Source organism: Tissierella praeacuta, from assembly GCF_040396155.1.
Classification (GTDB): Bacteria; Bacillota; Clostridia; order Tissierellales; family Tissierellaceae; genus Tissierella; species Tissierella praeacuta_A.
In genome coordinates, this window is the sequence record NZ_JBEBOY010000020.1 from 36,189 (window position 1) to 59,805 (window position 23,617).

Below are 23,617 nucleotides of genomic sequence, written 5' to 3' on the forward strand. Positions count from 1 at the left end.
TCAATGAGAAGTAATGCGAGGAAAGGATTGGATACTTTATTTGGGATAATTGAATCAAATTATCGAGCGATACAATATAGACGTGCGGCAAGGAAAAGATTACGTCGAATGAATGGAGGTTATAAGTGTAGTGTAGAATATAAATCAGTAGTATTGCCTTATTGGAGGCAATTTAATGTGAAGCCTAAGGAATACTGGTATAGCTTATATAGTGCAGATTCAAGAAAGGTAGATCCTAGATATATCCCTGATGATTTGTGGTTCGGAAAAATAATTCCTTACTTTAGTAATATGCAATTTCGTCGTGCTTGTGAAGATAAGTGTATGCATAGTATTTGGTTTTCGGAACTAAAAAGGCCAAGAACTTTTGTAATGAATATAGCAGGCATATTCTATGATGAAAATTATAATATAATTTCCAAAGATGATGCAGTTGATATATGCTTAAACAATAAGAAATTCCTCATTAAACCATCAATTGATAGTGGAGAAGGACGATTAATCAGTTTTTTTGACGATGAGACTGTTACTGATAGTAAAATTCTTAGTGTATTTGACTCTTTGAATAGTAACTTCATTGCACAAGAAATTATTAACCAACATTCCGCACTTGCGAAGATAAATGAAAAGTCTTTGAACACAATAAGAGTAGTTTCATTGTTGTTTAAAGGTGAGGTTCATATACTATCAGCAATATTAAGGATGGGTGGAAGTGAATCAAGAGTTGATAATGTTGGTGCTGGAGGTTATGCTTGTAAAATTAATGATGATGGAAAATTGAATCAGTTTGGTGTTAATAGAAAATCGGAATGGAGTTCAAAACATCCAAATGGTACCCTGTTTTCTGATGTAAGTGTACCATCGTATAAAAAAATTATAGAGACTATAAAAAGAGAACACATTAAGTTAGCACACTTTAAAATAATAGGTTGGGATTTTGGGGTGGATATCGATAATGATCCTGTTTTTATAGAATATAATACTTGTCCAGGACAAAATCAAATGACTTGTGGACCAACTTTCGGAAATTTGACAGAAGATGTTTTAGAAGATGTGTTTATTAAGAAGACATTAGAGGGAAGTAAAAATTAAGGAAATAAAGTTGTTCTACGAAATGTTTTATAAAAATGATATAGGAGGATGAAATATAATGAAAATAGCAATTTTAGGAGCAGGTAATGGTGGTTGTGCAGTGGCAGCAGATTTATCTCTAAGAGGGCATGAAGTAACACTTATAAAAACATCTAATGCAATGCATAATGAAAATTTTGAGTATTTAGTAGAAAACAATGGGAAAATTAGAATCTTTGAAAAAAATGAAACCAAAGAAACATATATACAAAAGGTTACCACTGATTTATCACAATTAGCTAATGCAGAAATTGTCATTATTTATATTCAAACTAATTATCACGAAGCTTTAGTTAAACGTATGGTTCCATATATTAAAGATGAACAAATTATTGTATTTAATCCTGGATATCTATCAACAGCATATATGCTAAAATATTGTAACAATAAAAATATTACTATTGTAGAGGCACAAAGTTCATTTATAGATTGTCGTATTGTAGAACCAGGCTTTATTAAGGTTGGATTCAGAAATGTACGAAATCCTCTAGGAGTTTACCCTGTAAAATATACTGATAGAGCTAGGGAAAAACTTGATCAAATGGGATTTCCATTAACATATTTATCTTCTGTTGTTGAAGCTGCACTTCATAATCCAAACTTGATTGTACATACTGTTGGGGCAGTTATGAGTATACCGCGTATTGAAAAAACAAAAGGGGATTACATAATGTATCATGAAGTTTTTACTCCAAGTGTTTGGAATGTTCTTGAGAAACTTGATAGCGAAAAGATGGATGTATTAGAAGCTTTGGGATTTGAGAAACTTCCATATGTTGAAGCGTGTAAATTTCGAAATAGCCTTGATGATACTCAGAATGCTAAAGAAGTTTTCTTTTGGTATGCTGCAATGCCTACTAGGGCTAAGGGACCTACGACTGTAGATTCTAGGTATATAACAGAAGATGTTCCACAAGGAATTGTTATGTTAGAGGCTCTTGGTAAACAGCTAAATATTGAAACACCAATTTGCACAGCCTTAATAGAAATTGCAAGTGCAGCATTAGAACGAGATTTGCGTAAAGAGGGTAGAACTCCAGAAAGATTGGGAGAGGAAAACATTAATAAAATCTTAAGTGAATAGTGGTAAAAGGGTATGAACAAAGATAATTAGGTATGAAAATGTATGAATTAACAGGGAAAATTAAAATAATAAATTATAAGATCTTAAGAATCACGTGTATAGACATTCTGGGCAATTTATCAAAACTAGATTTGTATTTTGAGTGGCACTATAATTAAAAATTTAAAATCAAATATAATTTGTTCACAATTCCCCTATTATTTTAGAAACTTTAAAATAGTACTATATTATCTATGAACGTAAACTAAATACTAAAACAAATTTAGTTAAAGTATGGAGTGATTATATATGAAAATTCTATATGTAGCAACAGTATCTGGAACAATAAACGCTTTTTTAATACCACATATCAAAATGATTTTAGATGCAGGACATACTGTAGATGTAGCTTGTAGCATAACGAGTCCAATAAGTTATAAAATCTACGATTATGGATGTAATGTTCATGAAATAAATTTTTGCCGTTCACCTTTGAGTAGAAAAAATATTCAAGCCTATAAAGACTTAAAGAAATTAATTATTAATGGACAATATGATTTAGTACATACTCATACACCTGTTGCATCAACTTGTGTGAGGATCGGATGTAGAAAAATGAAAAATGTAAAGATAGTTTATACAGCACATGGATTTCATTTTTATAAAGGATCATTATTAAAAAACTGGCTCATTTATTATCCAATAGAAAAATGGTTATCAAGATATACAGATTGTTTAATTACTATTAATGAAGAAGATTATAATATTGCTATTCAAAAGAACTTTAAAGCCAATGAAATAAAAAAGGTTCATGGAGTGGGGGTTGATTTAAATAAGCTTGAATTCCAAAATACAGAGGAAAAATTAAAAATTCGAAAAGAATATGGATATTTAGAAGAAGATTTTATTTTATTTTATGCTGCTGAATTAAATTACAATAAACACCAAGATTTATTAATTAATTCAATTAGTATCTTAAGAGAAAAAATTCCTAATATTAAATTATTGCTGGCAGGAAGTGGAATAATGGAAAGCCAATACAAGGCACAGGCTGAAAAGTTAGCAATACATAACAATATAGAATTCCTAGGACACCGGAAAGATGTACCCAAATTATTAAAGTTATCTGATATTGTAGTTGCATCATCAAGAAGAGAAGGGTTACCAGTTAATGTAATGGAAGCAATGGTAACTGGATTACCACTTGTAGTTACAAATGTAAGAGGACATCGTGATTTAGTTAAAGATGGAGAAAATGGATATATTATTGAGCTTGATGATGTGGAAGACTTTGCTAACTCTATAGAAAAGCTTTATAGAGATGATAAATTAAGAATTGAATTTGGTAAAAGAGGGATTAAGCTAGTCCAAAAGTATTCACTAGAAAATGTTCTTAAGGAGATGCAAGGTATATATAAGCTGTAATTGGGGGGAAGTAATAATGGCAATTTTAGTAACAGGAGGTACCGGTTATATAGGAAGTCATACTTGTGTAGAATTACTTTCAAAAAATTATAATGTTATTATTATAGATAATTTTTCAAACAGCAAACCAGAAATATTAGATAAGATAAAAATTATAACCAATAAAACTTTTATTGACTATAATATAGATTTATTAAATAAGGATGCTCTCAAAAAGGTTTTTATTGAAAATAAAATAGAGGCTGTAATACACTTTGCAGGTTATAAAGCTGTAGGAGAATCTGTAGAAAACCCATTGAAATATTATAAAAATAACTTGATAGGTACTCTTAATCTAATAGAGGCTATGAGTTGTTATAATGTTAAAAACATTGTATTTAGCTCTTCGGCCACAGTCTATGGAAATCCAAAGGAGTTACCTATAAAAGAAGATTTTCCATTATCAGTTATAAATCCATATGGAAGAACTAAGCTAATGATTGAGGAAATATTACGAGATTTATATAAATCTGATAATGGATGGAATATGGTAATCCTCAGATATTTCAACCCAATAGGTGCACATGATAGCGGATTAATAGGTGAAGAACCAAATGGAATACCTAATAATCTTATGCCATATATAATACAAGTAGCAGCAGGTAAGAGAGAATATCTAAATATATATGGTAATGATTATTCAACTCATGATGGAACAGGAATTAGAGATTATCTTCATGTAGTAGACTTAGCCAAGGGGCATTTGAAAGCATTAAAACGATTAAATGATAATAAAGGTCTTGATATATATAACCTTGGTACGGGTAAAGGCTATAGCGTATTAGAGGTAGTTAGAGCATTTGAAGATGCTGTAAATATAAAAATTCCCTTTAATATTGTTGGGAGAAGATTGGGAGATATAGCAGAATGTTATGCAGATGTTAACAAGGCTAAAAAGGAACTTGACTGGATGGCAAAAAAGAGTCTTAGAACGATGTGCCAAGATTCTTGGAAATTTCAATTAGTTAATTCGAATTACTGATTTGATAGGGTTAGATACTATGTATAATTAATTATAATGAAATCTATGAGGTTAATGGTGCCAATGAGATAATATTATGCCATACAAGATATAATAAATAAAAATTTGATATGTTTTTAAAGAATATATCAAAATTAATATATAAAAGTTTATGTGCTGATTATAATGAATAGACCTAATAATATGTGATATGATTGATAAATGAAGAAATATTTTATATAGAAATAAGAACAAAATAGAATATATATAATTCATATATAACACTCTGTTGATAGATGAAGGAGGAAATATAATGATACCTAAAATAATCCATTATTGCTGGTTTGGACATGGGGAGATGCCAGAATTAACAAAAAAATGTATAAAATCATGGAAAAAATATCTACCAAACTATGAGCTAATGCTATGGGATGAAAATAATTTTGATATAAACTTAAATCAATATGTAAAAGGGGCATACGAGCAGAAAAGATATGCTTTTGTAACGGATTATGTTAGACTATATGCTCTTTATCACCATGGAGGTATATATATGGATACTGATGTAGAAGTCTTGAAACCATTAGATAGATTTCTTGTTCATGGTGCTTTTACGGGAAATGAAGGAGATAAATCATGTGTTACTGGCACTATGGGGGCGGAAAAAAATCATCCATGGATAAAAAGTTTACTAGATGAGTATAGGGATAGAAAGTTTATACTAGACAATGGTAAGATTAATATAGTTACTAATACAATACTTATAACTAAACTTACAATTAATAATTATAACTGGAAGCCTAAGGATAGTCTGCAGACATTGAGAGATGAGCTATATATATATCCTACTAACTATTTCTGTGCAAAAAGTTTATATACTGGTTCTATCAATATCACGGAAGATACTTATACAATCCATCATTTTTCTGGATCTTGGCTTAGCGATAAAGATAGAAATAGAGTAAAGCGAAGAAGAAAAATAAAACAATTTATTGAAAAAATAATTGGAAGAAAAGGGCTAAATTTTTTATTAGGAATTGTATATTATATAAGACATAAAAATGCATAAAATTTTTATGTGATTTTACTAATTTAATAAAAACAAAAATTATTTTAAAGTGGGGTAAATCAATGTTTTGGTATGTAGCTTTGTATGGTTATTCTGCCATAAATGCAATATTTGATTTTTTAAATTCCAATAAAAAGATAGCAAGAATTTTGAATAAGTTCTTAGTCTTTTTATTAATTTTTTTCTCTGGTACTAGATATTATTTAGGTGGGGAAGATTATTACATATATAGCGCTGCTTTTAATAGTATACCTAAAATTCCAGAGTTTATTAGCAATTTTAACAATATACATGAATTATATTATGTATTTGGATTTGAGAAAGGTTATTTATTTCTAAATTCATTAATAAAAACAATAGGATTTAACTTTCAAGGATTTACATTAATTCATTCTATATTATTTTACGTCATACTATTCAAAGCTCTTTCTCGATATAATAATAAGAATGGACTAATAATAGTAATTTTTCTATACAAAATGTTTTTTTATAATACATTTATAAGCTTGAGACAGTCATTAACTATAGCATTATTTTTATATTCTATTAAATATATAGAAGAGAAAAAAGTGATTAAATATTTTACTTGTTGTTTTGTATCATTACAAATACATAGTGCTTCGATTATTTTATTTCCATTATATTTCTTAAATAAATTAAAACTATCTAAAAAAAATATAATTATTATAAATTTGATATTTATACCTTTTATACTTTTAAGCTTATTTAATGTTAAGATTTTATATATTTTTTCTCCGATAATAAAATTAATAAATAATCCTGTTATTATGGAAAAGACTGTAAGATTAATTAACAGATCTTCAGTTTCAAGTCTTAGTATACTGCATACAGTTGAATATTTTATAATAATGCTTTTTTTATTAATCTCATATGATAAATATATGGAGAAGTTTCCTCAAAATAAAGTGTTTATAAAATTATTTATTGTATTAATACCACTTTTTACATTATTAAGAAACTATGAAGTATTAACTCGTCTTAAGGATTATTTTACTATTAGCTATGGGGTTATTTTATCTGGATTATTATCAAAGCGTACAAAACAAAATCTAATATTTTATTGTATTTTAATAATTTATTGTGCTTTTGGTTTTTTTAGGTTTTTAAATTTATTTGATAGTGGATCTTTAATTCCATATAGAAGTTACATATTTAATTAAAGGTACCTGTATAGAAATTATAATAAAGTATTGTAAATTATATATTAATAATCGAGTGGATATAAAGATATGTAATGATGCATAATAATCCCCTTTTTATGTTATTGGAGGAAATCATGACTAAATTGAAAAAAACAGCTAAATCAGCTTTAATAATAATAATATTTTCTCTAGGAAGTAAGTTCCTGGGATTTATTAGGGAAGTTCTTATAGCCTCAAAGTTTGGATCTGGTATGGAAACTGACACATTTTTTGTTGCATTAACTGCTACAGGAATAGTAACCGGATTTCTTAGTAATGCTATTAGTACAACTTTCATTCCAATTCTTTCAGAAATAGATTCTAAAGAAGGCAAAAAAGGCAAAATTAAACATACTAATAACATAATTAATATAATATTTGTGATTTCAGCTATTTTAGTAATCATAGGATGGTTAAGCACACCTATTATAGTAAAACTATTAGCAAAAGGATTCCAAGGAAAACAGTTTAATTTAGCAGTTAAATTAACTAGAATAGGTTTACCAATGATTTTATTTAGTGGAGTTATCGGTGTATTAACTGGATATTTGCAATCTGAACAAAGATTTACTTCTTCAGCTGTTATTGGATTTCCTTTTAACTTTATTTATATCTTTTTCTTATTATTCTTATCTAATAAATTTGGTATAACAGGATTAATGGTAGCCGCTGTATTAGCTGTAGCTTCTCAATTTCTAATTCAAATACCTGAGGCTCGAGTTTCAGAATATAGATACAAATTCAAATTTGATTTAAAAGATAAGTATGTTAAAAAAGTTATTTTACTTAGCTTACCCGTTCTTGTAGGTGTAGCCATAAATGATCTAAATGCTATAGTTGATAAAACTTTAGCATCTAGCCTGATTTCTGGCAGTATATCAGCATTAAACTACGCAAATAAATTAAATGGTCTTATATTAGGTGTATTCATTTCAGCTATTACTACTGTCATCTTTCCTTTATTATCAAAAGAATCAAATAGTGATAATATACCTGGTATGAAAAAGATAATGGGTCATGGAATTAATCTTATCTTACTAATCACTGTACCAGCTACTGTAGGACTTATAGTATTGGCTACTCCTATTGTAGAGATTGCTTTTCAAAGAGGGGCATTTGATAGTACTGCAACTATTATGACATCACAAGCTTTAATATTTTATTCTATAGGTCTTGTGGCTATGGCACTTAGATTATTACTCAATAGAGTATACTATTCTTTACAGGATACTAAAACTCCAATGATTAATGGAGCTATATCTGTAATATTTAATGTAATCCTAAATTTAATCTTAGTTAAATTCATGGCTCATTCAGGCCTTGCATTAGCTACTAGTATAGCTACAACAATAGCTACTCTTATGTTACTATATGGATTAAAAAAGAAAATAGGTTCATTAGGTACTAAGGGGTATATTGTTATTTTTATTAAAACTGGACTAGCTTCAGTTATAATGGGGATAGCTGTTTATTTAATTTATCATGGATTATATGGAATCTTGGGAGTATCTAAATTATATAATTTAATATCATTGTTGATATCTGTAGGAGTGGGAGTAGTTTTATATGGAATTTTATGTTATTTGTTTGGAATTGAAGAAATAAGGTATATTGTAGATAAAGTTAAAGCAAGATTAATAGCTAAGGCTTAAATGTGACAGCGGGATAGTTGCTGTCATATTTTATTTTAAAAAACTATTTTATCATTGAACAATATGATATAATACAATAAATAAAAAACTATACTAAAGGAAATAGTCATGAAAAAATTTAAGGTTAATCATAATTATAAGAAGATACTATCTTATTCAGTTGTCATCCTTTGGATGACATTAATATTCTACTTATCATCTCAACCAGTTCATCAATCTAATGGTTTAAGTAAAAAGGTTACCAAAGTTATTGTAGAGACTGCAGAAAAAGTAGCACCTACAGTAAAGATAAATCATGGAAAAGCTAATCATATTATAAGAAAAAATGCTCATTTCTTTACCTATTTAGTTTTAGGAATATTGATTATGTATATATTGAGGTTAAGTAAAATGAATATGGTTAAATGTACCATACTTGCTCTAATATTTTGTATTCTTTATGCAATATCAGATGAAGTACATCAACTATTTGTACCAGGAAGAGGCGCTCAACTGAAAGATGTAGTTATTGATACTGCTGGGGCAATGACTGGGATAATACTTTATAGGTTAAAGAATTAGGCTATAGAATGTTTCTATAGCCTAATTCACTTATTAGTAAAGAAATTCATCTATTGAGAATACTACTAATATAATAGAAATACAATCAAAGTAGATATTAAATTGCTAGTAAGGTTTACAATATCATTATTTATAATAGAAAAACCCTTAACAAGTTTATTAGCTTTGTTTTCATATAATTTCTTTTCTGTAAAGGACTCTATTGCTTCACAATAATATTGAGCTTGTATAGAGGCTCCTAGTACACTATCTATAATTGAACCTATAAATCCCATAATTAAACATATTAAAGAGTAATTAAGTCCCTGCGGTATATCATTGTATATTCTAATATATGCAATGAGAAAAATTAAAGATATGAATGCAGAACCTAAAAAAGCGAAGATAGTTCCTAATACACTTATGCCACCGGACATTCCTTTCTCTATAGGTTTTAGATTCAATATGGATAAAGGTTCATATTTACTTAAGACACCTATTTCAGAAGCCCAGGTATCTGATGTTGCTACTCCAAAGGATACAGAATAAGCCAATAAGAATACAGGATTATCATAAAGATAGTATAAAAAAACTAAAACAAGACCTATTCCTCCATTGACAAGAACTTGAATATGGTCACGTTTTCCATCTTTTTCATTTAATTTATCAAGTTCATTCTTATCTATCCCTTTAAATTTAGTTAACAAACTTGAAGATATAAAAAATGCTATCATTATATTAAAAAACCATATGCCTCCAAAGGAATATATGGCAGTACCTAATGCTGTAGCAGCTAAAAATCCTTTTATATTTAATGAGGATTTTTTATAAGCTACAAAGGAAACTAAAAAAGAAGAAAACAGTCCTATTGTAAAATCTAACATTTAATCACTTCCTAAATTTGTAATAGTAAAATAATATAAAGAAACATAGCAGAGCCTAATGGAACAGTAAGATTGTCTAATCCAAGAGGAGAAAACAGTTCTAAAGCTGTACTAAGTAAGGCTAATAAAAAGCTAGATAATAATATATTAACAGGATTGAATATATAAAGTATTGTTATAGAAACTATGAATGAGAAAATAAACATGACTAAACTTCCCTCTATACTTTTATCATTTCCCAATATTTTGAATTTGTGCTTTCCAAGGCTTACTCCTATTATTGCAGCGAAACCATCACCATACCCCATGATTAATATGCCTAAAGCACCTATGTAAGATAGTTCTTTATCCTTGAAAGTCATCAAGGATAGAATTAGTAAAGATAATGCATAGTATACAGTTCCTAAGTCTTTTTTTGAGCCATCTCTTTCCATAGCATTAAAAATCTGTTTTTTATAAGAGATATAATTAATAATAACAAAAAATCCTGGCACAATGGCTGCGCTTATATTATTATCAAAAAAGGCCATTGCAATAATCCACCAATTAGAAACACCTATATGAATAAATTTTCTACTTCCTTCTTTAGATAAAATATTTGATTTTTTCATTAAAGAAGCCATTCCTATGATTAAAAATACAAAAATTATAGAGACTAATATTCCAACTATATTATTCAAATTGAACCCCCCTATCTTTTCTAATTAAACATAACTTTATATTTAAATTTAATTTTATGATTGCTATCTAAATTGCTTTGTCTATAATTGGCATAATTTAGAAAAATAAGGTCCATATAATATAATACCATTAATATATAAAAATTAAATAATAAATTGTAGAAAAGTGTATTTTATAAATTTCAAAGGTATTAAAGTCATTTGATATTATTTCAAAATAACATATAGTAAATTCTCCAACCTTATTCTATCTATATTATATAAATAATATAGGAGGATGATATTATGGCTAGATTATGCTTTGACTATGGACATGGAGGACATGACTCTGGTGCCATATATAATGGAAGAAAAGAATCTATGGATAATTTAAGTATTGGGATGGAAGTAGCAAAGAAAGTTAGGTTATCTGATATATATGTGGATGAGACTAGAATATCCGATATAACATTAGGATTAAAGGAAAGAGCTGATTTTTATGTTCTCAGGAAAACTAAGATGCCTGCAGTTTTAATAGAAATAGGATTTATTGATAATGCTTTAGACAACGATTTATTTGATAGGAAATGAAAGGAAATAATAGACGAGCTTTCAAGGGCCATTATACTTGGAATTGGCTTGTAAAAGAACCCATAAAATGTTAAAATTTAATTGTATAAAATTATCTGAATTAATAAAAAATGGAGGGGATGTTATGAGAAAGGTAAAATTAAAAGTTTTAATGTTTATGATGATATTAACACTATTAATCACAGGCATACCATTAAATGGATTTGCAGAAGAAGATAGTTTAAACAAAAATATTCAGAAGATAAAAACTCTATTTAAAATAGGGGATGAGTATGATCGTTTTGATAAACATCAATATAATGGCCTTTATGGAAAGGAAATTATAAGTCTATATTGGAGTAATAGAGATAAAAATATAGGTGTAGATATTGATGAACAGGGGAATATAATAGGTTATTGGAAAAATGAATATAGTACCAATAGAAATGCTGAGCCTAATAAGTTTCCGAAGATAACTAAAAAACAAGGAGAAAAAATTGCTAAAGATTTTATAAAAAAATTATATCCGGATATATTAGATGAAATCATATATCAAGAGGATGCATATCTTAGAAATGATTTGAAAGAATATAGTTATGGTTTTATAAGGATAGAAAAGGATATATTATTTAATGGAAATAATGTATATATCAGTGTAGATACTCAAACAGGAGAAGTAAATAGATTTAGTATAAATTGGGAAAAAGATTTAAAGTTTGAGGATGCAGAAAACATTATATCAAAAGATGAGGCAAAAAAAATATATAAGGATAGTATAGATTTAGAACTATTATATAAATTAAAAAAAATAGATAAAAATGCAAAATCATATTTAGGATATAGCTTGATAGATACAGATAAGACAGTTGATGCTAAGACAAAGAATATGATAAGTACTTCATATAAATCGACATATCCTATATATGGAGACATGTCCCATAGGGATATGGAAAAGATATCAGTAGAAGAAGAAAATAAATTAATAAATTCTAAGAAGATAATAAATAGGAAAGAATCAGGTGAAAAGATAATAAATACTTTTAAATTAGGAAAAGAATATGAAATAAAACGCCATAAATTATTAGGTAATAAAGAAAAAGATATTTATATATGGGAAGTAATGGTTATGAAACATGTTGGAGATCATGGAAGTGGCACTGGGGTAAGAATAAATGCTAAAACAGGGGAAGTTATAAACTTTTCTGATCCTGGCTTCCGGGATGAAGATGAGGAAGAGCCAAAATATAGTAAAGAGGAGTTATTAGAAAAGGCAAAGGAATTAATAAAGAATAGTAATCCTGAAAAATATAAAAAAGTAGAGTATATAGAGTATGAAGATGAAGATTTAATTTATAATGAAAAGAATATATCTAGTTTTCTATTCGTAAGAAAAGAAAATGATATTAAAGTTGAAAATGATGGTTTTAGAATAAGTTTAAGCAATATTACAGGTAATGTACAATCATATGATTATAACTGGAGTGATTTAGAATTTGAATCCCCAAATGATATAATGCAAAAAGATGAAGCCAAAGAAATACTATTAAAAGATAGAGAATTAGTTCTAGAATATCAAGTAGAAAATAATGAAAAAGAAAAAAAGAATGTTAAGCTAGTATATGATTTTAAAGATAAGTATTTAGCGGTAGATACTAAAAAGGCAGAAGTAATAGATAATGGAAAAGAGTTAATGGAAAAAACAACTATAAAAAGATATAAGGATATAGAAAATAGTTTTGCTAAGAATCAGATGAATAAATTACAAGAGTATATTATTTTATTTGAGGGAGAAGAATTTAAACCAAAACAAGAAATAACCCAGAAAGAATTTTTCCAGTTACTTTCCCAAATCCAATATAGATATTCTTTGTATGAAGATCTAGATTATATGTATGAAAGATTTATTGATGAAGGTATTCTAAAAGAAGAAGAAAAAAGTATGGGGGCAAAAGTAACTAGGGAAGAAGCTATAAAATATATAGTTAGAGCTTTTGGACAGGAACCACTAAAGGATTTAAAAGATATATATAAATTAAAATATGATGATGCAGATAAAATATCGGCTGATTTAAAAGGACATATAGCAATTGCTGAAGGCTTGGGAATTATAAGTGGGGAAGGAAATTTTAGACCAAAAGATAATTTAACAAGAGAAGAGGCAGCTGTTCTAATATACAATATCTTAAATAGGGATATTTAAAATTAAAAAAGAACATCTAATAAATTTAGCAATCCATTAGATGTTCTTTTTATAATATGATGGTGTAATTAATTTATATCCTCAGGCAGACTAAGGTGTCTGTTATAGTTGATGGAAATAGGATTCATTGATAATACACATTATCAAACAGTCCAAAAGTAATGGTAAAAAGCTAAATCCATTATTTGGAAATTCGTTGTAATTATGCTATAATTAACTAGGAAAATATTAAATAAATATAGGGGAGGATTTTTTTATGTTTAAATCTAAGGTACATAATCTTAAAAAATTAACAAGTCTTTTTCTTGCATTTGTATTAGCTTTTTCAATTGTTAGTCTTTCCTTTACTAATAAAGCTGAAGCAGCTGGTAATCAATCAGCATTAGTATTTTTAACGGATTTTGGTTTAAAGGACGGGGCAGTTTCTGCTATGAAAGGGGTTTCTTTTGGAGTTAGTTCTGAACTTAAAATGTTTGATGTAACTCATGATATACCAAGTTTTGATATTTGGGAAGGAGCATATAGATTTAAACAAACTTGCGGTTACTGGCCAAAGGGTACAGTATTTGTAGGAGTTGTTGACCCAGGTGTTGGTACAGAAAGAGCATCAATAGTATTAAAAACCAAATCAGGACATTATTTTGTAGGACCAGATAATGGATTATTTGGATTAGTTGCAGAAGATATGGGCATTGAAGAAATAAGACAAATTGATGAAACTAAAAATAGACTTAAAGGCTCAGAAAAATCTTATACATTCCATGGTAGAGATATATTTGCTTATGTAGGAGCAAGACTTGCATCAGGCCAACTTAAGTTTGAAGATGTAGGACCAAAGCTTGAAGATGAAATCGTAACAATATCTTATCAAAAAGCTACTATTAAAGATAATACTGTAATGGGTAATATTCCTGTATTAGATATTCAATATGGAAATATTTGGTCAAATATTCCTGATGAATTATTTGAAAAATTAGATCCAAAGTATGGAGATATGTTTAAAGTTGAGATATTTAATGAAGGAAAATTAGTTTACACAGGAAACATGCCATATGTTGAAAGTTTTGGAGAGGTAGCTGAAGGTAAACCTATGATATATTTTAACAGTTTATTAAATGTATCTGCTGCTATTAATATGGGTAGTTTTGCAGAGCAATATAAAGTTAGTTCAGGTGCTGAATGGACTATTAAATTAACAAAAGTAAAATAAATTAAAATAAGAGGAAAGACCTAGGATTTTGTCCTAGGTCTTTTTAAAAGTTGCACAGGTAAGTGCTATTTACCCTGTGATAGTCAACATCATTTTGTTAACTAGTATTAGTTTACACAAAAAATATTTAGACTTCAATATTAGGTTTATGGAATACTGGCCATTAGTAGGGGCTAATGGTTATTTTTGTAATAAAATGAGAATCATTTCATTAATTTTCTCAAGTTATCCAAGGCTTTAGCCTTTGTGTTTACTACAGTTCTATAGCTTATACCAAGATTAGTACTGATTTCTTCCATGCTCAAATTCTTTACATAATAAAGGATTACTATCTCTCTTTGCCTTTCTGTTAATTTTTCTAATGCTTTTTTAAGTTTGAAATTCATTTCATTTTCCAATATTATATCTAATGCTTGTTTATTATCTGATATTAGAGTATCTATTATTTCTTGCTCTCCATCTCCTATAGTTTCATTTAGAGAAAGATGGATTTTTCTTTTATGTTTATTTAGATATAGATATTTGAGATTTAATTTTATATATCCTAAGAAATGGACACCTTTATCAGGATTATAATTATTTAGACTTTCTAAAATCATTAGATTACCTTCCTGTATTAAATCCTTATATTCATTTGCGATATTATAATATTTTCTAATAGAACTTATAATTAATGGCTGTAGTCGATCTATTATTTCTTTAATGGATTCTTTATTTCCTTCTTTAGCTAATTTAATTAATTCATCCCACATATTAATTCACTCCTCCTTTAACAAATAATAATTGTTTAACTTCAATATACAGTTTTGTAATTAAAATATAAAAGTGGGAATTAAGATAAGTCATGGAGGGAGTTAGTTAAAATAATGGGGACTAATTACAAGTCCTTAATTATTTAAAATGACTTGCATTTAAACATACGTTCTGATATTATAAGTTTAAGAGTTCTACTAAGGAGGGGTGTAATGGAAAGTATACTTAGTAAAGAAATAATGGCTATTTTGCCGCAGTACGTAGATAACAGGGGGAATTGTACTAAGATCTATACTATGGATACAGAGCCATTAATATTAGAAAAAAGTATAAAAACTGCTATGCGTCTTATAGGGAAGCATTATATGATTGACTTAATGGAATTAAAGAAAAGATATAGGGATTTAGTATCATCACCTAATTTAGTACCTATTCCATTAAGTAAGAGAGATGTTTTTATACCTTTTAAGACTAGAGTGCCTATGTACAAAAATGATGGAGCTTTTGGATACATTAATATGAGGTATATTAAAAAGATTAAAGAAGAAAAGGACTCTAACTTTGTATGCTTATCTAATGGAATAAATATTCCATGTTTATGTAGTCTATCTACAATAGATAAACATATGAGAAATGGAAATATAGTAAGCAGATGCTATGAAGATAGGTCAATGAAAGTAAGTGAAGAGGAGACTATCTATAATGCAAAGATAATCATTACTAGATAATGAACTTATGATGAGTTTATCTTTTCTTGACAAAGGAGGATAGTATTAAGTACAATTACTATAACTATAGTACAAAGCATAACAAAAAATTAATTAAAATGACATCTATAAGGAGTTAATATGACAGGAAAAACACATGTAGCAATAGGAATTACAGCAGCATTGGCTATGTCTTCTAATCAGCCAGTGGAAAATCAGTTAGTATTAGTATTAGTTTCAGCAATTTCTTCTTTAATTCCAGATTTGGACCATCCCAAGGGTAAGCTAAATCAAAAGATATTATTAGTTAATAATAATTTCCATAGAATACTATTTTACTTATCCTTGGGCTGTGTATTTACATATTTTTATTATTCAATGGAAATAAAGGTTCTATTATATCTAGGAATTATATCTTTTCTAATAGGTATATCTCGTCATAGAGGTTTTACCCATAGTATAGTAGGATTTCTTATATCTATGTCCATAGTTAAACTATGCACAGTGAAATATGAATTGGATTATATACACACTGGATTTGCTATAGGATATGGATTTCATATTATAGCGGATTTATTTACCACAAAAGGAGTGCAGTTATTTTATCCTTTAAAAAATAATATATCATTTCCAATTAAGATTAGGACTAGTAGCAAGGTTGAAGATATAATATTTACATTATTGGGTATATCTTCTGTTTGTTTGTTGTTTGGGAAGTATTTATATATAGTTTAAATTTTAATTTAGAGCAGTCACAGGACTGCTCTAATAATTTTTATTTCTGATAAATTAATTTCTGATAAATTAATTTATCTAAAAACTTGGTGGTGTCATAGCCCAAATGGATTCACAAACTTCATCACCAATATTAATATATCTATGTGGAATAGTGCTATCAAAATAAATACTGTCTCCTTTTTCTAAGATATGTTCTTCATTTTCCATTTTGACCATTAACTTTCCTTTAATCACAAGACCACATTCTTCTCCTTCATGTGTCACAAAATCCTTAGAAGAATGATCTCCTGCTTTAATTGTAATATATAAAAATTCAATACTTCTATTCAAGTCCACAGATAACAGCTCATAAATTGCATTGTTATTGGAAGCAATTATACGTTTCCTATTACTTTTTTTAACCACTGGGCTAATATGTTTTTTATTTTCTTCTTCAAAAAAGTATCCTACAGAAACATCAAGGGATTTAGCAATTTTCCATAGGGAGACTATAGAAGGTGTGACTAAATTTCTTTCTATTTGGCTGATTAATCCAGTACTCAACTCTGATTTATTTGCTAAATCAGATATATTCATATTTTTTTCTTTTCTTAATTTTTTAATTTTTTCCCCTATATTTATATCTATGTCCAAAGTATAAGACCTCCGTTGTTGATTTTATATATATTTTAACACAAAAAGATTAATAATTGAATTCAATATATTTAAAAAATATTTAATATATTGAAATTATTCCGAATATATTGTATTATATTGATAATAAATTATTTCCAATGTAAAATTAAAGGGGGATTAATATGAGTACATTAATTAGTGCAGACAACACCTGGGCATTGTGGACAATATTAGTCGGAGTAGCAGCAATTAGTATTTATCTTGAACAAACTTATAAGTGGGCATCTAAAGTAACAGGAGCAATTATTGGATTAATAGGGGCTATGATATTAGCTAATCTTAATATAATTCCTACAGATGCACCAACATATGATGCAGTATGGGGATATGTGGTTCCATTAGGTATACCTTTACTATTATTTAATGCTAATATAAAAAAGATTTGGCGTGAAAGTGGTAGAGTTTTGGTTATATTTTTAATAGGCTCTATGGGGACTCTTTTAGGAACTTTTGTATCTTTTATTCTTCTAAGAAATCATATACCGGATTTATATAAGATGGCTGCAATGATGACAGGCTCTTATATTGGCGGAGGAGTAAATTTTGCAGCAATGGCTGAATCCTTTGGAACATCTGGAGATTGGATATCTGCATTAGTAGTTGCAGATAATTTATTGATGGCATTATATTTCTTTGTTTTATTAGCAATACCTTCAATTAAATTTTTTCAAGAAAAGTTTAAACATCCCTATATCGATGAGGTAGAAGGTAATGTAGATACTGATGAAGGAGAGACTTTAGCATCTAAATACTGGGGAAGAAAAGAAATATCATTGAAGGATATAGCCTTTGCAATAGCTATTTCATTTACTATAGTATGGGTCTCTACTGAAATAGCAAGTTTTTTAGGAAGAATAATACCAACTGGAAATTTTGTTTATAATTTATTTAATGGGCTATTGGGTAATAAATATTTACTCATAACAACTTTAACTATGCTATTAGCTACATATATGCCTAATTTTATGGCTAATATTCATGGCGCTCAAGAAATAGGTACATTTCTAATCTATATTTTCCTAGTTGTCATAGGAGTACCTGCATCACTCAAACTTATTCTTACTAGATCCCCACTACTTCTTGTATTCACTGGGATTATAGTTCTTATAAATATGATATTTACCTTATCATTGGGAAAATTATTTAAATTTAATTTAGAAGAGATTCTTCTTGCATCTAATGCAAATATTGGAGGACCTACTACAGCAGTTGCTATGGCAATTGCCAAAGGATGGAATAAACTAATAGGACCTATTATGTTGGCAGGCGTATTTGGATATATTATTGGGAACTACTTTGGAATATTCATGGGGAATTTATTACAATATTTATAAATTAATACACAGGATATCCTGTGTATTGTCTTAGGAGGGAGTTTATGTTATTCGACATACATGGAGATATATGGACTGATGTAACTGTAAAAAGAGAGAAAGGATTAAAAAATATTATTAGGGATTATCATTTAGAAAGGTTTAAAAAGGGTAATATGGCAGGGGGTATTTTTGTTATATGGATAGATCCTCCCCATGATGAGAACCCAAAGGAAAGATGTCTTGAGAGCATCAAATCCATGAGCAAGGAGATTTGGGAAAGCAGAGATATATTGAAAATACTCTATAGTAGCAATGATTTCTATCAGGCAGTAGGAGAAAACAAACTTGGTGTACTGCTTGGACTAGAAGGATTAAGCGCCATAGGAGAGGATATTGATTATATATATACTTTATATAGGCTAGGTTTTAGACATGCAAGTTTGACATGGAATGAAGAAAATGCTTTAGCAACTGGTATTAGAGGAGATGCAAACAGAGGACTTACTTCATTAGGTAAAGATGCTATTAAAATTATTGAAAATTTAGGAATCATATTAGATGTTTCTCATGCTAATGATAAGACATTTTGGGATATTTATAATGTTGCGACAAAACCTTTCATTGCATCACATTCAAATTCAAGGGCATTATGTAATGTTCCTAGAAATTTAACTGATGACCAAATAAAAGCTATTGGAGAAAGGGATGGACTTATAGGTATAAATGCTTTCAACGAGTTTATCCATAGGGAACATAATAAGAGGACTATCGATTATTTAATAAATCATATAGAGCATATTGTGGACCTTATAGGAATTGACCATGTGGCTTTAGGGTTTGATTTTTTTGAATATATTGGAAGTGATACTTCTAATACTTTTACTGAAGACTCTTATGTAGGTACTTCAGGCATAGAGGATATCTCTAAAGGAAATAATTTGGTATTAAAGCTTAGAGAAAGAGGATTTTCAAGAGAAGATATAGAAAAGATAGGCTATAAGAATTTCTTGAATTTAATGGACAAGGTGTTATAAAATTAGCAGCAATATCAAAGGCAATTAATTTTTAATACTCATAATCCAATATTCTTAAATTCAAACTTATTCAGACGAGATGAAATTAAATTTGTTGAAAGAGATGAGGATGCTCATAATAGTGTAGTATATGCTTTATCCGATTTTGGAACTACTGGTGAAAAAGGAGTGCGTAAGCATGAAGATTATATGAAAAACTATTTTATTAGTCAATATGGAGCTATTAAAGATATTAATTTTACACCAATTTTTGAGGAATTGATTTCTCAAGAAAGAGAGGTGTAGTAATGGCGAAATTGAAGTCAACTAAAAAATATTATTTTAGTGTAGAAGGTGAAACGGAGAGTGGTATCTTAAGTGGCTACAAGGTGAAATCAATGATTCTTCAGAAGCCACTTTTAAACGTATCTTGAATAAATTAACGTTGACAGATGTAGTAACTGCTGTTAACTGTGCAATAGTCATTATGCAACGTAATAAAGATAATGGATATATACTACATGAATATAAAGGGTTCAGATATTACAAAGAGAATCCCTCATTAGGAATATGGGAGGTTATTGAAAAAATATTAAAAGACTGTGAATTAGTCTAATGATTTAAATGCAATTGTGGGTAGAACATTAGCACCTAGTTTAGGGACATGGAGTATTTCAACTTTGGACTATGCTAACAAATTAAATAGAATTATAAGGATTAACTCCAGAGACAATCTGGAGTTTTTTAATTGTTATTTATTTAAAAATTTATGGAAAATGCGATAAAAAGATAAAGATTTCTGAGATTTCTTATAGAATACCCAGAAAGGTACAGAGGTATCGTACCGGGTACCACCTCGACTTTTATCTAAAGTTAGAAATTAATAAAAGGGGATCAATCCTAGAGATTGGTTTCCTTTTTTAGTACCAACATGATATAATATAACTAATAATCGAAATAATTGTGCAAATTGATGAGAAGGATGATATAATGCCCACTATAAGTATGTTTTATGGAATAATAATTAGAATGTATTGTGCACCTGAGGAACATAATCCGCCACACTTTCATGCTTATGATGGAGAACATAGGGCTATTATTGATATAAGAACCTGTGAACTGAAAGATGGAAATTTACCTAAGAAGCAACTTAAACTCGTTGTAGCTTGGGCTGAGTTAAGACAGGAGGAATTATTAGCAAACTGAGTTTTAGCAATGAACAGTGAACTTCCTTTTAAAATTGATCCGCTAAAATAGGGGAGGTGTAATTTATGTATTTGTCTATTAAAGATGTAAAGCCTTTGAGTGATTATCAGTTACTATTAACTTTTGAAAATGGCGAGAAGAGAATATTTGATATGAAACCATATTTAAATAAAGGTATATTTAAGGAATTGAAGGACGAAAAAAAATTTAGGTCTGTAAGGGTAAGCTTTGATAGCATTGAATGGAGTAATCAAGCAGACATTGATCCGGAAACCCTATACGAAAAAAGTAAGATATATCAATAAGCAAACAAAAGTACCAGGTACGCCTCGACTTTTGTGGGTGCTTTAGTTTGCTTAGCTTTCGACAAATGTCGGGGCATACTCGCTATCTTTACTGAGTAAATAATAGTTTTCCATAACTTAATATATGCTCTAGAAATCCACTTTTATCATTATTTTGTTCTATTAGTATTGGTTCAATATTTGAATCAATGCTTCTCCTAATCTTGTAAAGACGAGCTTCTTTTTCTAAAAACTTCTTTCTACTTCATCAACTACAACTGCAATATCTATATCACTATTTTCATTATTGGTACCTTTAGCATAGGAACCAAATAAAATTATCTTAGTAGGATTATATTCTGGAACTATAGAATCTATAAATCTGTTAATTTTTTCGGTAACTTCTCTATTGTCCATTTATATAACACCTCCGTATGTTCTAATAAATTTTTACAGGATTTTTCATCAAGTTCATTAATCAATTTCTCTTTATGACCTGAATATCTAGCCTTATTATACACTAAAATTAATATGTTTACATAGTTATTTAATTTAGGAACTCAAGAACATAGGGACAGGTTTCTCGTTTAAACTGTGATATATAAACCAATTCCAAAACTAAAAACTACCTTAATAGGCACAAATGATTGCAAGGTGGTTTTGAACCAGTAGACAGACAATAAGGATAACAATAGAATATATCTGTTGACTTGTATTAGTTACGTTATTTGTTGAAACTTGCGATAAATAAATAGAGGATTTTAGCAAGTTATGCAGAATTAGATAAAATAAGAATAAAAACTAAATTTTAATCAAGTGTGTAAGGGAAGAACTTACTGGATATATGGTTGAATACGGGGTGACTATCAAGGAAGTCTTGCCAAATTCAATACAAATATCAGATAAATTTGATCCAATAAAAAAATCATAAGATGATGTAAATAAATATAAAAAGGAAAGGATTCTAAATACTTTATAGAAAGACTAAAATTTATATATGGACACTATATAATCAAGACAGCTTGGGTAAGAAGTTGGCTTGATTTGTTTATTTATCTGTACAAGCATAGCTAAAGTATCTTGTATGATTAGATAAAGTATTAATACTTGAAGTAGAATTTTGTATGAAATAAATTTAGGGAGGTAGATGTTTACTATGAGTGATATTGTTAAAGTTAAATTAAAAAATTGCAAGAATATTATAAATGGTGAAATTGCTATTTATAAAAATGTTCTTAATGTAAAGTATGTTAATAATGGAACTGGAAAATCGACTATAGCTGAAGCCATTAAGTATTATACAGAAAATAATTTAGTAAAAATAGATTCATTAAAGTCCTATGGTATAAATGAAGAATCCAAAGTATCTATATTTAACCAAGATAGTGATAGTAAAGAGGAAGAAAATGAAAATACGATATTATCAAATGTAGAAACTTTTTTTATCATTTGATAATAATAAGAAATATGCAATAATGAATAGGCTATTTTCTAATGATGGTAACTTAAAAAGCTTTTATAATAGAACAGTTGAAAAGAGAGAAATAGTGAGGCAATGCATACCTTTTGACTATGGAACATCAAGAAAATACAAGTATGGTTTTGATAGATATCACTTTTATACATTAAATAGTCCAGAGGGTAATCATAATCTTTCAGTATTACCAGATCAAGTACTAAATATTGAGTTAATGAATAAGACATTTGATCCTGCCGATTACATCAAGTGGAAACCCAATTGGATAATAGATAGAGACTGGGGGGACTACTCATAACAAAGATACTGATTTTTGTATAAAATATCAAATCAAAATCAAAAAATTCTAAATAAGAAGGTATCTTAGAGGATAGTATGCTTACTATCCTCTTTTATCAATTTTATTTTTCGATGTGACAGGGAGACAGGAGTAGTGTCCCACTAATATAAAAATTTTCTTTCACTGCTGCCGTAATTATTTTACGGTTCATATTGATTTTTTTCACAAAATCTGTATATAATAATAGAAGTTAGTTTTTTTATTTAATGAAAATAAATCAATTGTATTAAAAATCAATTGACGTTCATACAAGGGCTTTCGCCTCCTTAATATAATATTTGATCGTACTTATATTATTCGACATGAAGAGGCGAAACTCCTTTTTGAAAATAGAAATATTCAAAAAATATTTGAGTGATAGCAAAAAATCACTGTGTAAGATACAGTGATTTCAAGCGTTATGAATTATGATTAACGCTATATAATAAGTATAAAGTGCGTGCTGCGGAGCAGCACGCAAAAGCGTGTTACTTCCTCTTGGTGATGGAGGCAATTCTATCCCC

At 28.5% G+C, this 23,617-nt stretch carries 25 protein-coding genes; 20 read left to right on the forward strand and 5 right to left on the reverse strand.

The genetic code is table 11. From position 1 onward, the window contains the following. Positions 1-3: 3 nt before the first annotated feature. The 8 genes from ABWP20_RS10850 to ABWP20_RS10885 all read left to right on the forward strand — a co-directional run bounded on the left by ABWP20_RS10850 (position 4) and on the right by ABWP20_RS10885 (position 9,103). Positions 4-1,092: a sugar-transfer associated ATP-grasp domain-containing protein gene (locus ABWP20_RS10850; protein WP_353095822.1), complete on the forward strand. Its 1,089-nt coding sequence runs from the start codon at positions 4-6 to the stop codon at positions 1,090-1,092. Positions 1,093-1,150: 58 nt separating this feature from the next. Continuing rightward, the gene (locus tag ABWP20_RS10855; RefSeq protein ID WP_353095823.1) at positions 1,151-2,215 is read left to right on the forward strand and encodes an NAD/NADP octopine/nopaline dehydrogenase family protein; all 1,065 of its coding nucleotides are present in this window, start codon (positions 1,151-1,153) and stop codon (positions 2,213-2,215) included. A gap of 288 nt (positions 2,216-2,503) precedes the next feature. Next, a complete protein-coding gene (locus tag ABWP20_RS10860; RefSeq protein ID WP_353095824.1) occupies positions 2,504-3,619 on the forward strand; it encodes a glycosyltransferase family 4 protein in 1,116 nt (371 codons plus the stop codon). Positions 3,620-3,632: 13 nt separating this feature from the next. Continuing rightward, entirely contained in the window at positions 3,633-4,640 is a 1,008-nt protein-coding gene (galE, locus tag ABWP20_RS10865) for a UDP-glucose 4-epimerase GalE (protein WP_503012535.1), read from the forward strand. Between the two features lie 292 nt (positions 4,641-4,932). Further along, entirely contained in the window at positions 4,933-5,688 is a 756-nt protein-coding gene (locus tag ABWP20_RS10870) for a glycosyltransferase family 32 protein (RefSeq protein WP_353095826.1), read from the forward strand. 62 nt (positions 5,689-5,750) lie between these two features. Further along, complete coding sequence (locus ABWP20_RS10875) at positions 5,751-6,869, forward strand: EpsG family protein (RefSeq protein ID WP_353095827.1); 1,119 nt, start codon at positions 5,751-5,753, stop codon at positions 6,867-6,869. Between the two features lie 116 nt (positions 6,870-6,985). After that, positions 6,986-8,542, forward strand: coding sequence for a murein biosynthesis integral membrane protein MurJ (gene murJ / locus ABWP20_RS10880; RefSeq protein ID WP_353095828.1), 1,557 nt, complete (start codon positions 6,986-6,988; stop codon positions 8,540-8,542). Positions 8,543-8,650: 108 nt separating this feature from the next. Beyond that, positions 8,651-9,103 (forward strand): VanZ family protein, encoded by a 453-nt coding sequence (locus tag ABWP20_RS10885; RefSeq protein WP_353095829.1) that lies wholly within the window; start codon positions 8,651-8,653, stop codon positions 9,101-9,103. A 65-nt stretch (positions 9,104-9,168) separates the two neighbouring features. Here ABWP20_RS10885 and ABWP20_RS10890 read toward each other — a convergent pair whose 3' ends face one another. Both ABWP20_RS10890 and ABWP20_RS10895 read right to left on the reverse strand, forming a co-directional pair. Next, on the reverse strand, positions 9,169-9,966 hold the full coding sequence (locus ABWP20_RS10890; RefSeq protein ID WP_353095830.1) for a DUF92 domain-containing protein: 798 nt from the start codon (positions 9,964-9,966) through the stop codon (positions 9,169-9,171). Positions 9,967-9,977: 11 nt separating this feature from the next. Continuing rightward, complete coding sequence (locus tag ABWP20_RS10895; RefSeq protein WP_353095831.1) at positions 9,978-10,646, reverse strand: diacylglycerol/polyprenol kinase family protein; 669 nt, start codon at positions 10,644-10,646, stop codon at positions 9,978-9,980. Positions 10,647-10,931: 285 nt separating this feature from the next. On the opposite strand from ABWP20_RS10895, the gene ABWP20_RS10900 reads away from it, so the two are divergent. The 3 genes from ABWP20_RS10900 (at position 10,932) to ABWP20_RS10910 (ending at position 14,605) form a co-directional block, all read left to right on the forward strand. Next, positions 10,932-11,216, forward strand: coding sequence for an N-acetylmuramoyl-L-alanine amidase family protein (locus ABWP20_RS10900; RefSeq protein WP_353095832.1), 285 nt, complete (start codon positions 10,932-10,934; stop codon positions 11,214-11,216). A 124-nt stretch (positions 11,217-11,340) separates the two neighbouring features. Next, positions 11,341-13,395 (forward strand): S-layer homology domain-containing protein, encoded by a 2,055-nt coding sequence (locus ABWP20_RS10905; RefSeq protein WP_353095833.1) that lies wholly within the window; start codon positions 11,341-11,343, stop codon positions 13,393-13,395. Positions 13,396-13,651: 256 nt separating this feature from the next. Continuing rightward, positions 13,652-14,605, forward strand: coding sequence for an SAM hydrolase/SAM-dependent halogenase family protein (locus ABWP20_RS10910; RefSeq protein WP_353095834.1), 954 nt, complete (start codon positions 13,652-13,654; stop codon positions 14,603-14,605). Positions 14,606-14,808: 203 nt separating this feature from the next. On the opposite strand, the gene ABWP20_RS10915 is transcribed toward ABWP20_RS10910, so the two are convergent. After that, positions 14,809-15,357: an RNA polymerase sigma factor gene (locus ABWP20_RS10915; RefSeq protein WP_353095835.1), complete on the reverse strand. Its 549-nt coding sequence runs from the start codon at positions 15,355-15,357 to the stop codon at positions 14,809-14,811. A 213-nt stretch (positions 15,358-15,570) separates the two neighbouring features. On the opposite strand from ABWP20_RS10915, the gene ABWP20_RS10920 reads away from it, so the two are divergent. Beyond that, on the forward strand, positions 15,571-16,086 hold the full coding sequence (locus ABWP20_RS10920; RefSeq protein WP_353095836.1) for a competence protein ComK: 516 nt from the start codon (positions 15,571-15,573) through the stop codon (positions 16,084-16,086). Between the two features lie 120 nt (positions 16,087-16,206). Then, positions 16,207-16,800 (forward strand): metal-dependent hydrolase, encoded by a 594-nt coding sequence (locus tag ABWP20_RS10925; protein WP_353095837.1) that lies wholly within the window; start codon positions 16,207-16,209, stop codon positions 16,798-16,800. 78 nt (positions 16,801-16,878) lie between these two features. Here the strand turns inward: ABWP20_RS10925 and ABWP20_RS10930 are convergent, their stop codons facing one another. Further along, positions 16,879-17,436 (reverse strand): cupin domain-containing protein, encoded by a 558-nt coding sequence (locus tag ABWP20_RS10930; protein WP_353095838.1) that lies wholly within the window; start codon positions 17,434-17,436, stop codon positions 16,879-16,881. 164 nt (positions 17,437-17,600) lie between these two features. Between ABWP20_RS10930 and ABWP20_RS10935 the strand changes: the two genes are divergently transcribed. The 5 genes from ABWP20_RS10935 (at position 17,601) to ABWP20_RS10955 (ending at position 21,318) form a co-directional block, all read left to right on the forward strand. Then, positions 17,601-18,812: a DUF819 family protein gene (locus tag ABWP20_RS10935; protein WP_353095839.1), complete on the forward strand. Its 1,212-nt coding sequence runs from the start codon at positions 17,601-17,603 to the stop codon at positions 18,810-18,812. A 20-nt stretch (positions 18,813-18,832) separates the two neighbouring features. Continuing rightward, the gene (locus ABWP20_RS10940; RefSeq protein WP_503012534.1) at positions 18,833-19,828 is read left to right on the forward strand and encodes a dipeptidase; all 996 of its coding nucleotides are present in this window, start codon (positions 18,833-18,835) and stop codon (positions 19,826-19,828) included. Between the two features lie 287 nt (positions 19,829-20,115). After that, complete coding sequence (locus tag ABWP20_RS10945; protein ID WP_353095841.1) at positions 20,116-20,241, forward strand: hypothetical protein; 126 nt, start codon at positions 20,116-20,118, stop codon at positions 20,239-20,241. Positions 20,242-20,797: 556 nt separating this feature from the next. Next, positions 20,798-21,013: a DUF4160 domain-containing protein gene (locus ABWP20_RS10950; RefSeq protein WP_353095842.1), complete on the forward strand. Its 216-nt coding sequence runs from the start codon at positions 20,798-20,800 to the stop codon at positions 21,011-21,013. 65 nt (positions 21,014-21,078) lie between these two features. Next, entirely contained in the window at positions 21,079-21,318 is a 240-nt protein-coding gene (locus ABWP20_RS10955) for a DUF2442 domain-containing protein (RefSeq protein WP_353095843.1), read from the forward strand. A gap of 225 nt (positions 21,319-21,543) precedes the next feature. Here the strand turns inward: ABWP20_RS10955 and ABWP20_RS10960 are convergent, their stop codons facing one another. Beyond that, positions 21,544-21,714, reverse strand: a complete 171-nt coding sequence (locus ABWP20_RS10960) for a nucleotidyltransferase family protein (RefSeq protein ID WP_353095844.1) — start codon at positions 21,712-21,714, stop codon at positions 21,544-21,546. 739 nt (positions 21,715-22,453) lie between these two features. Between ABWP20_RS10960 and ABWP20_RS10965 the strand changes: the two genes are divergently transcribed. Then, positions 22,454-22,750 (forward strand): hypothetical protein, encoded by a 297-nt coding sequence (locus ABWP20_RS10965; RefSeq protein WP_353095845.1) that lies wholly within the window; start codon positions 22,454-22,456, stop codon positions 22,748-22,750. A gap of 22 nt (positions 22,751-22,772) precedes the next feature. After that, on the forward strand, positions 22,773-23,072 hold the full coding sequence (locus ABWP20_RS10970) for a hypothetical protein (protein WP_353095846.1): 300 nt from the start codon (positions 22,773-22,775) through the stop codon (positions 23,070-23,072). Positions 23,073-23,617 lie beyond the last annotated feature (545 nt).